At 53.9% G+C, this 14177-nt stretch carries 17 protein-coding genes; all 17 read right to left on the bottom strand.

The genetic code is table 11. The annotated features are described in order from the left end of the window. A complete protein-coding gene (fabF, locus tag DKB62_RS09135) occupies window positions 1-1254 on the bottom strand; it encodes a beta-ketoacyl-ACP synthase II (RefSeq protein WP_107195652.1) in 1254 nt (417 codons plus the stop codon). 35 nt (window positions 1255-1289) lie between these two features. Continuing rightward, the gene (locus DKB62_RS09130) at window positions 1290-2246 is read right to left on the bottom strand and encodes an NAD(P)H-dependent flavin oxidoreductase (RefSeq protein ID WP_198643463.1); all 957 of its coding nucleotides are present in this window, start codon (window positions 2244-2246) and stop codon (window positions 1290-1292) included. Window positions 2247-2316: 70 nt separating this feature from the next. Next, window positions 2317-2562: an acyl carrier protein gene (locus DKB62_RS09125; protein ID WP_059076793.1), complete on the bottom strand. Its 246-nt coding sequence runs from the start codon at window positions 2560-2562 to the stop codon at window positions 2317-2319. Between the two features lie 34 nt (window positions 2563-2596). Continuing rightward, a complete protein-coding gene (gene fabG / locus DKB62_RS09120; RefSeq protein ID WP_087477717.1) occupies window positions 2597-3340 on the bottom strand; it encodes a 3-oxoacyl-[acyl-carrier-protein] reductase in 744 nt (247 codons plus the stop codon). Window position 3341: 1 nt separating this feature from the next. Then, window positions 3342-4283 (bottom strand): ACP S-malonyltransferase, encoded by a 942-nt coding sequence (gene fabD, locus DKB62_RS09115; RefSeq protein WP_107195651.1) that lies wholly within the window; start codon window positions 4281-4283, stop codon window positions 3342-3344. An 18-nt stretch (window positions 4284-4301) separates the two neighbouring features. Next, entirely contained in the window at window positions 4302-5303 is a 1002-nt protein-coding gene (locus DKB62_RS09110) for a beta-ketoacyl-ACP synthase III (RefSeq protein ID WP_107195650.1), read from the bottom strand. Beyond that, window positions 5287-6312 (bottom strand): phosphate acyltransferase PlsX, encoded by a 1026-nt coding sequence (gene plsX, locus DKB62_RS09105; protein ID WP_107195649.1) that lies wholly within the window; start codon window positions 6310-6312, stop codon window positions 5287-5289. Before plsX ends, DKB62_RS09110 begins: the two co-directional genes overlap by 17 nt. Window positions 6313-6324: 12 nt before the next feature. Then, on the bottom strand, window positions 6325-6867 hold the full coding sequence (gene fapR, locus DKB62_RS09100) for a transcription factor FapR (RefSeq protein WP_087477713.1): 543 nt from the start codon (window positions 6865-6867) through the stop codon (window positions 6325-6327). A 154-nt stretch (window positions 6868-7021) separates the two neighbouring features. Then, window positions 7022-7252 (bottom strand): YdbC family protein, encoded by a 231-nt coding sequence (locus DKB62_RS09095; RefSeq protein ID WP_087477712.1) that lies wholly within the window; start codon window positions 7250-7252, stop codon window positions 7022-7024. A gap of 188 nt (window positions 7253-7440) precedes the next feature. Then, on the bottom strand, window positions 7441-8280 hold the full coding sequence (locus tag DKB62_RS09090) for a YitT family protein (RefSeq protein WP_107195648.1): 840 nt from the start codon (window positions 8278-8280) through the stop codon (window positions 7441-7443). A 1-nt stretch (window position 8281) separates the two neighbouring features. Continuing rightward, the gene (locus DKB62_RS09085) at window positions 8282-8698 is read right to left on the bottom strand and encodes a RuvC family protein (protein WP_107195647.1); all 417 of its coding nucleotides are present in this window, start codon (window positions 8696-8698) and stop codon (window positions 8282-8284) included. 23 nt (window positions 8699-8721) lie between these two features. Continuing rightward, window positions 8722-9984 carry a DUF3084 domain-containing protein gene (locus DKB62_RS09080; RefSeq protein ID WP_107195646.1) on the bottom strand — a complete coding sequence of 421 codons (1263 nt, stop codon included), beginning with the start codon at window positions 9982-9984 and terminating at the stop codon, window positions 8722-8724. 131 nt (window positions 9985-10115) lie between these two features. Beyond that, on the bottom strand, window positions 10116-11204 hold the full coding sequence (locus DKB62_RS09075; protein ID WP_107195645.1) for an LptF/LptG family permease: 1089 nt from the start codon (window positions 11202-11204) through the stop codon (window positions 10116-10118). A gap of 16 nt (window positions 11205-11220) precedes the next feature. Continuing rightward, a complete protein-coding gene (gene lptB, locus DKB62_RS09070) occupies window positions 11221-11940 on the bottom strand; it encodes an LPS export ABC transporter ATP-binding protein (protein WP_095629141.1) in 720 nt (239 codons plus the stop codon). 22 nt (window positions 11941-11962) lie between these two features. After that, on the bottom strand, window positions 11963-12694 hold the full coding sequence (locus tag DKB62_RS09065) for an LptA/OstA family protein (protein ID WP_232818756.1): 732 nt from the start codon (window positions 12692-12694) through the stop codon (window positions 11963-11965). 3 nt (window positions 12695-12697) lie between these two features. Then, the gene (gene lptC / locus DKB62_RS09060) at window positions 12698-13252 is read right to left on the bottom strand and encodes an LPS export ABC transporter periplasmic protein LptC (protein WP_087477706.1); all 555 of its coding nucleotides are present in this window, start codon (window positions 13250-13252) and stop codon (window positions 12698-12700) included. After that, complete coding sequence (locus DKB62_RS09055; RefSeq protein WP_087477705.1) at window positions 13224-14165, bottom strand: lysophospholipid acyltransferase family protein; 942 nt, start codon at window positions 14163-14165, stop codon at window positions 13224-13226. Before DKB62_RS09055 ends, lptC begins: the two co-directional genes overlap by 29 nt. Between the last annotated feature and the right edge of the window lie 12 nt (window positions 14166-14177).

Below are 14177 nucleotides of genomic sequence, written 5' to 3'. Positions count from 1 at the left end.
TTAGTCGACGTATTTTCTAAACAGCAGCGTTGCGTTGTGGCCGCCGAACCCGAAGGAGTTGGAAATCGCTACGTTGACGTCGGCGTCTACGGCTTCGTTCGGCACGTAATTCAAGCCGAATTCTTTCAGTTCGTCGTCGACTTCCGCCAAGTTAATCGTCGGATGTACCTTGCCCGTTTCAATCGTCAAAGCGCAGACGATGGCTTCGACGGCGCCGGCTGCGCCGAGGAGATGACCCGTCATGGACTTCGTCGAGCTCATGAGGAGGGCTTTGGCGTGATCGCCGAATACGCGGGAAACGGCTTTCGTTTCGTTCAAGTCGTTCAAATGTGTCGACGTGCCGTGAGCGTTGACGTAGTCGACGTCGTTCGGCAGGAGACCGGCGTCCTTAATAGCCAATTCTATGCACTTGGACTGCTGGATGCCGTCCGGACCGGGAGCCGTAATGTGATATGCGTCGGCGTTGCTGCCATAACCGCTGATTTCGCAGTAAATGTGGGCGCCGCGCTTCTTAGCGTGTTCTAATTCTTCCAGTACGACAATGCCTGCGCCTTCGCCCATGACGAAGCCGTCGCGGTCTTTGTCAAAGGGACGGGATGCATGAGCCGGATCGTCGTTGCGCGTGCTCAGAGCCTTCATCGCGGCAAAGCCCGCTACAGCGCCGGGAGATACGGCAGCTTCCGTACCGCCGGCTACGGCTGCGTCCAGTTCGCCGCGCTGAATCATGCGGAAGGCGTCGCCGATGGAGTTAGCGCCTGTCGCGCAGGCCGTTACGACGCTGGCGCAATGGCCCTTCAGGCCGAAGGTAATGGAAACCTGGCCGGACGCCATGTTGGCGATCATCTTCGGTACGACAAAGGGATTGACGCGGGACGGTCCCTTGGCAAACAAGCCCTTATACAGGTTATGGAGAGTTTCCATGCCGCCGATGCCCGTGCCGACGATCGTACCGATGCGGTCGCGGTCTTCTTCATCCAAATTCATCTTAGAATCTTCGAGAGCCAATTTGGCGGCCGCTACGGCGTACTGCGTAGACGGGTCCATGTGGCGAGCTTCCTTCTTATCAATGCCGAAGGCAGCAGGATCAAAATCTTTGACTTCGCCGGCAATGCGCGCGCCGTATTCAGTCGCGTCAAAATGAGTGATAGGACCGATTCCATTTTTGCCGCTGAGCAGCGCGTTCCAAAATTCATCCTTACCCATGCCTACGGGGGAAATGACGCCGACGCCTGTAATCACTACACGTTTTTCCAATATTTTCACCTCATCATCAAAAATCAAACCGTGAATCAATCGGGAATTTCATCCATTTCACGTTTAAGATATGCAAATATGTCTTTTACCGGCAGAATGTCATGGATTTCCTGCATTCTCCTGCCGGAGAACACCAAGCCCGTTTCGACGTCGCCCTGCTGCGCTCTCGTGAGGGCGCGGATAATGCAGTACTTATGGCTGCATTTTTTCAGACACTGATCGCAGTGATCCGGCGCCGGCGCCGTACCGAGAAGAATTCGTTCGGAAAAGGGCGTCCGGATTGCCTGCCCCGGAAGGCCGACTGGACTATGCACCAATATAAAATCTTCAGGGCTATTGGCCCGCAGATATACCTTTTTCAATTCGTCAGCGCCGTTGGATTCCACGCTGGCGGCAAACCGGCTTCCCATCTGAACGCCGTCGGCGCCCAAACGCAGCATTTCGGCAATGTCTTCACCGTGAAGAACGCCGCCTGCGCCGATGACGGGAATGTCGACAGCTTTCCGCACTTCCGGCACGATGAGCCGGCTCGAGCGGTTGGTTCCCAGATGCCCGCCTGCTTCTGCCCCCTCTACGACGACGGCAGCAGCACCCAGGGTTTGGGATATTTTAGCTAGTTTAGCAGAAGATACGATGGGCACAATAGGCGTGCCGCTGTCTTTTCCCCAGGCGAACATATCCCGGGAAAAGCCTGCTCCTGCTACAACCAGGTCTATTCCTTCTTCAATTGCAGTGGTCACGATCCCTTTGAATTCGCGGGCCGCGACCATTACGTTTATGCCTATGATTCCAGTTGGAGCCAGTTTTCTGGCTAAGCGTATTTCATACCTTAATTCATCAAAGGGCATGCCAGAAGCCGCAATAAGGCCAATACCGCCTTCGTTGGCTACTGCTGCGGCCAATCGGGCTGTGGACAATCGAATTGCCATGCCGCCCTGGACGATTGGCACCTTTGCTACGAGCTTACCTATTCTTAATTCTGGCAGCTTCACTCTGTTTTCCTCCAATCAAGACACCGTCAGGGGAAGCGCCATGGCTTCCCCATCCGGCCCTATTGCGTACTTACGCTTTCTTTTCCTTTTCGATGTAATCAACTGTATCTTTGACAGTTTTGATTTTTTCCGCAACATCATCAGGGATTTCGATGTTGAATTCTTCTTCGAAAGCCATGATCAATTCAACGATATCCAAGGAATCAGCGCCCAAATCATCGATGTAAGCAGCGTCCATTTTGACTTCTTTTTCGTCAACGCCGAGCTGTTCAACAACGATGCTCTTTACTTTTTCAAAAGTAGCTTCTTCGCTCATTTCCAATTCACCCCCTTTCAGTGGAATATATGTCTTACATTACCATGCCGCCGTCTACGTTTAAGACCTGGCCGGTAATATAGCTTGCGTTGTCAGAGGCGAGGAACACGACGGCCTTCGCCACTTCTTCCGGCTGGGCGACGCGGCCCAAGGGAATCGATTTGAGCATGTCTTCTTTTACGGCGTCGCTCAATACCGCCGTCATGTCCGTATCGATGCAGCCCGGAGCTACGGCGTTGACGCGGATGCCCCGCGAAGCCAGTTCCTTGGCTACGGATTTCGTAAAGCCGATCATGCCGGCTTTCGCCGCTGCGTAGTTTGCCTGGCCGGCGTTGCCCGTCTGTCCGACGACGGACGTAATATTGATGATTGCGCCGCTGCGCTGCTTCATCATCAGCTTCGTTACGGCCTTCGTGCAATGGAACACGCCCGTCAGGTTCGTATCCAGCACGGCCTGCCAGTCGCCTTCCTTCATGCGCATGAGGAGGCCGTCGCGGGTAATGCCGGCGTTGTTGACCAAGATGTCGACGGAGCCGAACTGTTCCTTTACGGCGTTTATCATATCGGAAACGGCCGCGTCGTCGGCGACGTCGCACTGCATTGCGACGGCTTCGCCGCCTTGTTCTTTGATGAGGGACAGCGTTTCTTCAGCTGCTGCCGCATTGCCGGCGTATATAACGGCTACCTTTGCGCCTTCGGCGGCGAGGGAGACGGCAATAGCCCGGCCGATACCGCGGGAACCACCCGTAACGACGGCAGTTTTATCTGTTAAGAGCATTTTATCTAACCCCCTGGAAAAATTCAAGTGTTTTCTGTAAGGAAGGTATATCTTCTACGTTTTCGCTGTGAATCGCCCGGTCGATCTTGCGGTTAAAGCCGCAGAGCGTCTTGCCGGGGCCGACTTCTACGAAGGCTTCGGCGCCGAAGGCCTGCATGGTCTTCGTGCAGTCGATCCAGAGCACGGGGCTGGCCGCCTGCTTGACCAGGGAAGCCTTAATATCGGCCGCAGCCGTTTCGATCTGGCCGTTTACGTTGGCGACGACGGGAATCTTGGCGTCGGAAATCGTAATCGTGTCGAGCACTTCTGCCAAACGTTTCGCCGCCGGCTCCATGAGCGTGCTGTGGAAAGGCGCACTGACGTGGAGGAGGACTGCCCGCTTCGCTCCGGCTGCTTTCAATTCGTCTACAGCCGTTTCGACGGCCTTCGTGCTGCCGGCGATGACGATCTGGCCGGGGCAGTTGAAGTTAACGGCCTGTACTACGCCGCCCTGTTCGGAAATATGGGCGCAAATGTCCTTAATCTTATCTTCAGCTAAGCCCATGATAGCCGCCATGCTTCCTTCTCCCAGGGGCACGGCTTCCTGCATGAACTGGCCGCGGAGCCGTACAGTCCGCACGGCGTCGGCAAAGGAAAGGGCGCCGGCCGCTACGAGAGCCGAATATTCGCCCAAGCTGTGGCCTGCGGCGATGTCCGGCGTCACGCCTTCCTGTTCCAATACGCGGCAGCAGGCAGTGCTGGCCGTCAGGATCGCCGGCTGTGTATTATAAGTCTTCATCAATTCTTCATCAGGGCCTTCAAAGCACAGCTTCGTCAAAGAAAATCCTAATGCGTCGTCGGCTTCTTCAAAAAGCTCCCGCACGACGGCGTACGATTCGTACAAATCCTTGACCATGCCGACTTTCTGCGCGCCCTGTCCGGGGAATACAAATGCTTTTTTCATACTATCACCTCGTCGTCCTTATTTCGCATACCATTTCATTGCCAATCCGGCCCACGTAAGACCGGCGCCGAACCCTGCCAGCACGACGATGTCGCCGTGTTTCATGAGTCCCTGGCGGTTCGCTTCGTCAAGGGCGATGGGAATGGATGCTCCTGACGTATTGGCATATTTATCTATGTTGACAAACACCTTTTCCATCGGCAGGTGAAGCCGTTTGGCCGCTGACGTAATAATGCGGATATTGGCCTGATGAGGCACGAGAAGGTCGATGTCTTCATGAGACAAGCCAGCCCGTTCCAAGGCCTTTTCCGCCGTCTTTCCCATGACCTTGACGGCAAACTTGTACACTTCCTTGCCGTCCATCTTGATATACGTCAGGTGCTTTTCCCGCGCTTCGTCCGTCGGCAGGATAGCGACGCCGCTGGACGGGATATTCAGGTACTGGCCGCCGTTGCCGTCGGCCCCCATGTCGGCACCTAAAATGCCGTAGCCCTGTTCTACAGGCCCTAATACGGCTGCACCAGCTCCGTCGCCGAACAATACGCAGGTGTTGCGGTCCGTCATATCCATAAAACGGCTGAGGATTTCCGCGCCGATGACCAGGATGTACTTGCACATGCCGCTTTCAATGTACTGGGACGCCGTAATCGCTCCGTAGGCAAAGCCCGAGCAGGCGGCGTATAAGTCGAAAACGGCGGCGTTGACGGCGCCGAGGTTCTTCTGCACGATGCAGGCCGTCGACGGAATCGTCATATCCGGCGTCAGCGTGCAAACGATAATCATATCCAGCTGTTCCGCCGTGATGCCGGCCATTTCCATGGCCTGCCTGGCGGCGATAGTACACATATCGGACGTGTTGACGCCTTCCGGCGCAAAGTGCCGTTCGCGGATGCCCGTCCGCTCCCGAATCCATTCGTCTGACGTGTCTACGATTTTTTCTAAATCGGCATTCGTCACGACTCTATCGGGAACGTAATGGCCTGTCCCCAATATGCCGGCCGGATTAGTTTTCACTATCATACTGTTCTACCTCTTCTTCCTCTATACTTTTGCGAATATGGCCTACTACGTCCTGCTGCGCCAATTCTCCCGCTACGCGGATGGCGTTTTTGATCGCCTTGGCTTTAGAGCTTCCATGGCAGATAATAAAGCTTCCGTCTACGCCGAGAAGAGGCGCACCGCCGTACTCTGTGAAATCAAGACGTTTTTTTAAGGTTCGGAGGGCCGGATATACGGCCAGAGCTCCTAATTTAGCAATAAATCCGCTGCTCTTGATCGTATCCTTCACCAAGCGGATGATAAACATGGCCATGCCTTCGCCAAATTTCAAAATGACGTTGCCTACGAAGCCGTCGCAGACGACGACATCGACAGTCCCTTTCGGAATATCACGGCCTTCTACGTTGCCGTAAAAGGAAATGGTCTTCAGTTTTTCCAGCAGCGGATACGTCGCCTGGGCCAACTCGTTCCCCTTCGACGCTTCCTCGCCGATATTCAGCAGGCCGACGGTGGGCTTGTCTACGCCCAAAATGTATTTCGCATAGTGCGAGCCCATAATGGCTCCTTCCACCAAGTGCTTCGGCTTGCTGTTGGCGTTTGCGCCCGAATCGAGAAGGACGGTAATGCCCTTCTTCGAAGGAATCGGCGTCGCAATGCAGGGCCGTTCAATGCCCTTAATGCGGCCCAATCCCAGGAGAGCTGCCGTAACGGCGGCTCCTGTACTGCCGGGAGCTACGACGGCGTCGCAGGCGCCGTCCTTTACCAGCTGTGTCGCCACGACAATCGACGCGTCCTTCTTTTTGCGGATTGCCTGAGCCGGATGTTCTCCCATATCGATGACCTGGCTGGCGTGAACGATGGACAAATGCGAATTGTCCTTCGCGCCGTACCGGTTTAATACTTCTTTTATTTTATTAGTATCCCCTACTAAGACGACGTCCAGGCTATACGATTTGACAGCCTCAATCGCGCCCAGCACCACTTCTTCCGGTGCATAATCGCCGCCCATAGCGTCTACAGCTATTTTCATACTTACGCTCCATCATTCCAAAGATTCTATGATAAACTTTGTGCGAAATACTTCCTTCGCATTTTTCCGTATTTTCACCCATACATAGTATTTCTGATCGCGGCGGCGAATCACTTCTGCTACGGCGACGAGCTTGTCGCCTACAGTAACAGGCTGTTTGTATTTGATATTAGCTACGGCCGTAATGGCCACAGGCAGGTGCAACACGGCCTGGGCCAGCGAATTGGCCTGAGCATACAAGCATTGGGAGCGCACGATATGCGCTTCATCGACCATATCTTCCGTCGCTGTCATAATGGAAATCGCGCTCTGTCCAACGGTGCATTCCACGAGTTCGCCTACAAAGCCTGCATTCTTCTGCCGGGGCTGGGCCGCTTCCGCCTTCTGCTTGATGCGGATGCGCATTTCCGGAATCCCCAACGCCATGCGGTCCAAGCGGATAGTAGCTACGCTGACGGAAAATTCCTCCGCCAGTTCTTCGTCGTTCACGAAGGGGTCTTCTTCTATTCGCTTGCGCAGCAGGGCATGCCGCTTATCTCTTGCTATACGAACCATTTCATCACCTTTAAGCAATTTATGACCAAGTACTAATAGTACATACAACTAGAGATTATATAATGTTTCCTGAAGATTTGCAAGCAAAAACAAAAAGTATGCTTTCTCAGCATTCATATAATGGAACTGTCGAAAGCATACTCTTCACTCCTTTTTAGTATTTATCAAAATCCAATTCGTTCAAAACGTCGCGCAGTTTTTCCAATTCTTCCTTCGTCAGCGTAATGCCTTTCGTCATGGCCTGGTAGTCCGGGTCCCACGAGCGAAGGTCGAATTTCGGCGCGCGGTTGTTCCAGCTGATATAAGTCAGCTCCTTGCGCCAGCCGTCTTTATTTTCCGACAACGTACCGCATACGTCTTCAATGTTAAAATTCAATTGTGCCATTGTATACCCTCCTAAAGACAAAACTTCATGTCTCTGATTACTTTTGTTTACAAAAAACAAACATCAGCTACTATAATAGCAAATTTAACGCATCTGTCAATTATTAGTATACAATGAGTTATTCCATATCACAATCGTTTTGCATAACTATTTCTTTGTTATGTCAGATTGATATACCGGCGCCGCCCTTAATGATGGGGTGTCCGCCGTTTGAACAGGCCGCCGTGGGCTTCGCTGATATCAAAAATAGATACGAAGGAATTGGGGTCGATCTTGCGGACGGCGTCCTTCACCTTCGTTATTTCCAGACGCGACACGACGCAGTACAATATCTTCGTCGTTTCCCTCTTGTAAGCCCCTTCGCCGTTGAGCAGCGTCACGGCGCGGCCCATATCCTGGGTCATACAGCGGGCCATTTCGTCGTACCGCGACGTCACGATGAGCAGCCCCTTCATTTCGTCGAGGCCGTTCGTCACGATATCGATCATCTTATAAGCGATGAAATAGGCTACCAGGGAGTACATGGCGCTGTCCCAGGAAAAGACGAAGCCCGAGCTTCCTAAGATGAACAGATTGAAGAACATGATGATTTCGCCTACGGAAAAGGGCGTTTTTTTATCGGCAATAATCGCCAGTATTTCCGTACCGTCGAGGGAGCCGCCCCAGCGAATAATCAGGCCTACGCCGAGGCCGATGATGATGCCGCCGTAAATCGTCGACAGAAAGGGGTCCGTCGTCACCGGCGTATGGTGAATGAACTTGCTCCACCCGGACAGGCAGAGTACGGAAAATAAGGATTGTATCGTAAATACGACGCCGATTTTCTTATAGCCGATGATAAAAAAGGGAATGTTCAGCGCGACGATAAACACGCTGAAGCTGACGCCGGTCAGCTCGGCAGCCATCAGGGCCAGGCCGACGACGCCGCCGTCGATAACGTGGTTGGGCACCAGAAAAATATCCAGGCCGACGGTGTATATAAAAGCGCCGAGGGCTAATCCAACGGCGCGGAATGCATATCCTGTCATATCATTCTATTCCCCCTTGCCTATGAATGTAACGGAGACCGATAATCCAGGCCACGAAATCGTCGACCGGCTCGGGCGGATACTGCAGCGACAGCGGCACGAAGCGCCGCCATCCCCGGCGGGGCGTATACTTGAAATACATAGCCCGGCCTTCGACAGTCGTATTTTTCTCGTCGACGAGAGAAAAGGTCACGGCAGGAGCCTGCCGCCGTATCCACTCCTCGGCGACGGGCTGCAGACGCTTGTGGTTAGTTCCGTCGCCCATGACGATATGGGTAAAGCGATACTGCGCATAAGCCCCAGTCAGATAGGCTTCCAGTTCTCCCGTCGGGATAATTTTTTTCTCCGCCAGGCTCCCGTCGCCGCCCAGCACGGCGACGCCCGTCTTTTCCGAGCCCGGATCAATTGCAGCTATCATTCGAATCTCCTCTTACTCCTTGCTTATTGAATCGGCTCAACGATGATGTCGATGCCCAGAGGTCCTGCCGTATACGTGTCATTCAGCGTGACGGCCCGCAAGACGATGTGTTCGCCGCTGAGCCCCTTAATGCGGGAAATGGTATCGAACATTTCCGTCGCCGACAATGCGCCGACGTTGCCGCTCAGCGGGTCGGGCAGCACGCCCTTTGCCTTCGCCTGCAAGTTTACGTCATGCAGAAAACGCATAACCTGTAATTCCGGATTATGAGCCGTTTCGCTTTCGTTCAGCTCCGTTTCATATACGACGTCGCCTTTATGATAAATGAGGTTGTTGTCGTGCATATCAATATGAACCAGCGCCGGTTCGCCGACCATGATATTGCCCGCCGCGATGAGGCGAATCAGCTTTTTGCCGCCGGCTCCCCCCTGCTGCAGGGCGCTGATGGCCGCGTTGAATTCGTCAGGCGCAATGTATACCAAAACGGCGTTTTCATCGGTAATGCCCAAATACCGGCAAATCATGGCGTTGGTCTGCTGCATGGCCCGGCTCAATTCTTCCCGCGTCGTCTTGCCGTCCTGGCCGCTGCTGAGCACGACGCTGGACAAGACTTCCCCTACGCGGAACATGACGGTTCCCTCGCGGATATTAGTCATCGTTTCATTGAGGATACGGATGCGCTTGTCGAGCACCTCGATAGTGCTGACCATGCGTTCCTTCGTTTCTTCCAGTACGGCCAGGTCATGCTGCGCCGCATCCCGGTCCGCTACGGCCTTGTCTTTATCCTGCAGGGCTTTATCCATGGCGACCTGTATGACCGACAGCTGACGGGCCTTGTCGTCCCGAGCTGCCTGAGCCTGCTGCAAATCAAGCTGCGTCAGCCGGATTTCCTCGTTTTTCCCGTCCAGCTGCTCCTGCTGCAGCTGCAGCAATTCTTCGTTTGAGGCGATGAGGCGGTTTTTTTCATCCAGCTCTTTTCCCAAATCGCCGGCCTGCTTCAGCAGCTGGTTTCGCTGTGTTTCCAGCGCTTCGTTCTGCATCCGGAGCTGCTGCATTCCAAACAAGGCGATGCGCACGTTTTCTGACAATACGGACATGACGCCCAGCGTAACGGCGGCAATGCTGATGCCGGTCAGGATCGTGACGAGGATAGACGTATATTTAGGCCGAAGGCCGAATAATTTAATTTTCCGCTTGCCGACGCGCGAACCGATCTTATCGCCTAAATAGGCGATAATACCGCCCATAATAGCCAGCACGAACAGCATAATCCATCCGTATTCCATACAGCACCTCCTTGTATAATATTATCATATAACATAATACGCATTCTGTCATTCCCTATTTTTATAAGAAATGTCCATATAAAAAACGGGTTAGCAGCGCGGCTGCCTAATAGGACCGAGCTGCTAACCGTTTATTTCGACTTGCGGTATACGAGAACCGCGCCGGTAATGCCGCAGATGATATCGGGAAGGAACGCGGCCAGATACGGCGGTATCCGTCCGCCGTTGCCAAGGGCGTTCCCCAGCGTCATGATCGTGTAGTAAATAAAGATGACGACGACGCTGATGCCGAAGCCGATAGACGAGCTGCCGCGCTGCTTCTGCATGCCCAGGGGCGCGCCGACGATGGCGCATACCAGGCTGGCCAGGGGCAGGGCGAAGCGGTTGTACATTTCTACCTTCATCTTATTGGTATTGACGGCGTTTTCATCGAGAATCTGAATCTGTTCTCTCAGTTCGCGTATCGTCATTTCATCGGGGTCTTTCTGAGACGCGTTGATACGGTCCGGCTTCTGCACGATAGGCAGGGCCTGATGATCGAAGGTCATCGTCCGTTCTACGCCGTCTCCGCCGGAAAGGTCGTAAATGATGCCGTCGTGCATGACCCATTTCGCGCCGTTCCAATCGGCCCATTCGGCCTTTTCCACCCGCACGAGCGTATCGTTTTCAAATTCCTGCACTGTAAGGTCCGTCAGCATCTTCGTTTCCGAATTATACTGGCGGGCGTACATCAGGCTGGAAATGTTGGCGCCTTTGACGTTTTTGAGGACGATGTGGTCCTGCGTCGCCGGCGCGACGTTATGCTTGACTTCTTCGTTGATAATCGTGTTGTAGGCGTTGTTGGCCCGAGGCACGACGTATTCGTTGAAAATGGTCGTGCCGATGGAAATGAAAAAGGCAACGATGAAAATAGGCATAGCCAGGCGGGCGAAGTTCTGGCCTCCCGACCGCATGACGATGAGCTCGCTGGAGCTCGACAGCCGGCCAAAGGCCATCAGCGATCCCAGGAGGACCGACATGGGGAAGGTCACGACGATGATCGACGGCATAGCCAGCACTAAAATGCGGAAAGCCGCCCAAGCCGACGCGCCGTACGTATTGATCAGGTTGGCAATACGGTACAGCGTCCCCGTCCCGATGAACACGGCCGTAAAGGCACAGACGCCGAACAAAAACGGGCTGATAAATTCTTTTAATATATACTTATCTAATATTCGCATTCTGTCTCCCTGCCTGTTACATTCTGAAGTCGTCGCCTAAATAGAACTTCCTTGCCACCGGGTCGTTGGCAATCATTTCCGGATTGCCTTCCAAAAGAATGCGACCTTCGCTTAAAATATAGGCTTTATCTACGATGCTCAGCGTTTCTCTGACGTTATGGTCCGTAATGAGGACGCCCATGCCGCGATTTTTCAGGTGGCTGATAATCCCCTGAATATCGTTGACCGCCAAGGGGTCGATGCCGGCGAAGGGTTCGTCCAACAAAATAAAGGCCGGGTCCATGACCAGGCACCGGGCGATTTCCACACGGCGCCGTTCGCCGCCGGACAGCTGGATCCCCAAACGCTTGCGCAGCTTGATGATAGAAAATTCCTCCATCAGCGCTTCCGCTTTCCGGCGCTGCTCCCGCTTGCTCAGCTTCGTCGTCTCCAGCATAGCCAGCAGGTTGTCTTCGACAGTGAGCTTGCGGAAAATCGACGCTTCCTGGGGCAGATAGCCGATGCCGTAGGCTGCCCGCTTATGGATGGGCAGACCCGTAATATCCTGATTGCCGATGCAGATCGAGCCTTCGTCGGGATGCTCAATGCCGACAATCATGTAAAAGGTCGTCGTCTTGCCGGCGCCGTTCGGTCCCAGCAAGCCGACGATTTCCCCTTGGTTCACCTGGATGCTGACGCCGGCGACAGCGCGCTTTTCCTTATACATTTTTACCAAATTATGTGTTTGAATCAGCATACATTGCTCCTTGCGCCGCCGCTTATTCGCTGCCCGGTATGATGACGACGGTCGACCGGCTCATGGCCTGGGCGGAATTATCGGCCAAGCGGATCATGATGTTGTCGCCTGTCAGCGAATTGCCGTTCTGTACGGCGTTGACGTCTCCCGTCAGATGGACGACGCCGTCGTTCTTGCCCGGCGTCTGGGTGTACACGGCTTTCGTCGCATCGGCTACGAGATTGTCTGCCGGCGATTCGATATGGACGTCGCCCTGCCCTACGGCCTTGATTTCTTTAAACCAAGCGTCGATGCGGTCGGCCCACAGCCGGGAGCCCTGGGCTTCCAGATAGCCGTTGCCCGTTACGATGCCGTAATCTTTATCCAAATAGTATTCGACCTTATCGCCGTTTACTTTCTTATCCTGATAAATACCGCGCACGTCTCCTGTCGCAATGACGTAATTGCGGTTCGTCGAATGCAGCTTGTCTGCCGTCAAATGCATGTCCGGCTGCTGCACGACGACGTTCCCTTCCAAGTCGGCTTCTGCCGTCTTCAAGTTGTATACGGCCTTGTCGCCGTTCATCGTCGCCTTGTCACGCACGATGACGACGTTGCCCGTCGCTGTCGCCACCTGGGTCTTGCCGTTGTATTCCAGCTTGTCAGCCGTCACGGATACGGACGGATTGTCCGCGGCCCAAAGACCTGCAGCAGGGATGCTCATGAGTCCCAACAGGGCTAAAGCAAGCATTTTTTTCTGTAATTTCTTCATCATAGCTTATTCTCCCTTGGTTACCTGCGCATGGCCGGTCAGCGTTACCTTATCCATACTGGTAGTCGTTTCAAACGCATCGGCGCGGAGGCTCGTGTTGTCGTGACGGTTCATGACGACCTTGCCGCCCTTTACCATATGCGTATTCATATTATAATACACACTGCCTTCAGTCTGCAATGTATCATTCCGATTTGTCGCCGCACTGACCGGCGGTTTGATTTCAATCGTATGCTTCTTGCGGTCTACAACGCCATTCGGCGATGTAATCGTCATTTCCGTGCCGTCTTCTTCATCGACGAGCAGGGCTTTAGGATTTGTAAAATACATGATTTCCGTCTGGGGATCGATCATAATCTTATCGGCTGTCAGCTTCCAGACGAGCTTGCCGTTTTTATTTTCCACCAGCTCGGAGCCTTCGAATTCGACGAGGTTGTCCGTCTTCACCTCAGGCTGCGCCACGGGCTCTTCCATCAGCGAGTACAATAAGGCGGCAAAGGCGATGACACATGCCGCGCCGATAAGTTTTCCTTTATTCTGCTTGAGTTGTGTTATCGTCACTGCCGTCTGCCTCCGCTCCTTGGTGCAACGCTATAATTTCTTCCGGCGCCGTGCTCCAGCGGTGCTGGAACCACAGCCATTCCGTCGGGTGATCTTTGATAAACTGTTCCGTCAGCACGGCCATCTTCCGGGTCAGCCGGGCGATATCTTCGTCCTTATTCCCCGTATCTTCATAATACATGACCTCGCCGATGACGACGCGGTGACGGTGGTGTTCGTCGTGAATCGCAAAAATCGGCAGGATAGGCGATCGGAATTTACGGGCGAACTGCGCCGGTCCCCGCGGCGTCGACGACATCTTCCCCAAAAAGGGCTGGGGAACGCCGTAAAATCCGCCGTCCTGATCGGCCAAAAATCCCAATATTTTTTTGCGCTTCAAGGCCCGCGCGGCGATGATCATTTCATTCCCGCCGCGGGCAAATACTTCCAGTCCCATCATTTCGCGATTTTCATTGAGGAGCCGCGTCACCTGGTCGTTCGGCTGCTTTTTGACGATAGTCGTCGTCGGGTAGCCGTACAGGGCCAGCGACGCGCCCATCCATTCCCAGTTACCGATGTGGCCGGTCAGCACGATGACGCCTTTGTTTTCTTTCAGCGCCGCGTCCAGCCGTTCCGGATGCTCCAGCGTAACATACTGGGAAATATTATCTTTATTCAGCTTCGGCGTGTAGAGAATTTCCATCAGCGACTGGCCCAAATTCTGAAACAGGCCGTGCATGATCTGTTCCGCCGCGCCCCTATCGCATTCCATGCCGCGCATGATGTGGAAAATTCCGCGCTCGTACTGTTTTTTCAATCGCTTTCCTATAACCGGGCCCAAGGTTCGCCCCAAAGAAATAACGGCTGGATACGGAAGACAGCACAGCAACTTGCCTAATCCCCGCGCAGCGTGATACTGCCAATCCTTAAACACAATACAGACGCT

Origin of the sequence: Megasphaera stantonii, assembly GCF_003367905.1 — a bacterium.
Taxonomy (GTDB): Bacteria; Bacillota; Negativicutes; order Veillonellales; family Megasphaeraceae; genus Megasphaera; species Megasphaera stantonii.
The sequence above is the reverse complement of the archived record's forward strand: the minus strand, read 5'-3'. Positions and strand labels throughout refer to the sequence as shown.

What these genes read in the sequence shown, in the direction of transcription:
- DKB62_RS09125 (WP_059076793.1), bottom strand. Translation starts at nt 2,562, where the DNA reads ATGAGCGAAGAAGCTACTTTTGAAAAAGTAAAGAGCATCGTTGTTGAA.
- fabG (WP_087477717.1), bottom strand. Translation starts at nt 3,340, where the DNA reads ATGCTCTTAACAGATAAAACTGCCGTCGTTACGGGTGGTTCCCGCGGT.
- fabD (WP_107195651.1), bottom strand. Translation starts at nt 4,283, where the DNA reads ATGAAAAAAGCATTTGTATTCCCCGGACAGGGCGCGCAGAAAGTCGGC.
- DKB62_RS09110 (WP_107195650.1), bottom strand. Translation starts at nt 5,303, where the DNA reads ATGATAGTGAAAACTAATCCGGCCGGCATATTGGGGACAGGCCATTAC.
- plsX (WP_107195649.1), bottom strand. Translation starts at nt 6,312, where the DNA reads ATGAAAATAGCTGTAGACGCTATGGGCGGCGATTATGCACCGGAAGAA.
- fapR (WP_087477713.1), bottom strand. Translation starts at nt 6,867, where the DNA reads ATGGTTCGTATAGCAAGAGATAAGCGGCATGCCCTGCTGCGCAAGCGA.
- DKB62_RS09095 (WP_087477712.1), bottom strand. Translation starts at nt 7,252, where the DNA reads ATGGCACAATTGAATTTTAACATTGAAGACGTATGCGGTACGTTGTCG.
- DKB62_RS09090 (WP_107195648.1), bottom strand. Translation starts at nt 8,280, where the DNA reads ATGACAGGATATGCATTCCGCGCCGTTGGATTAGCCCTCGGCGCTTTT.
- DKB62_RS09085 (WP_107195647.1), bottom strand. Translation starts at nt 8,698, where the DNA reads ATGATAGCTGCAATTGATCCGGGCTCGGAAAAGACGGGCGTCGCCGTG.
- DKB62_RS09080 (WP_107195646.1), bottom strand. Translation starts at nt 9,984, where the DNA reads ATGGAATACGGATGGATTATGCTGTTCGTGCTGGCTATTATGGGCGGT.
- DKB62_RS09075 (WP_107195645.1), bottom strand. Translation starts at nt 11,204, where the DNA reads ATGCGAATATTAGATAAGTATATATTAAAAGAATTTATCAGCCCGTTT.
- lptB (WP_095629141.1), bottom strand. Translation starts at nt 11,940, where the DNA reads ATGCTGATTCAAACACATAATTTGGTAAAAATGTATAAGGAAAAGCGC.
- DKB62_RS09065 (WP_232818756.1), bottom strand. Translation starts at nt 12,694, where the DNA reads ATGATGAAGAAATTACAGAAAAAAATGCTTGCTTTAGCCCTGTTGGGA.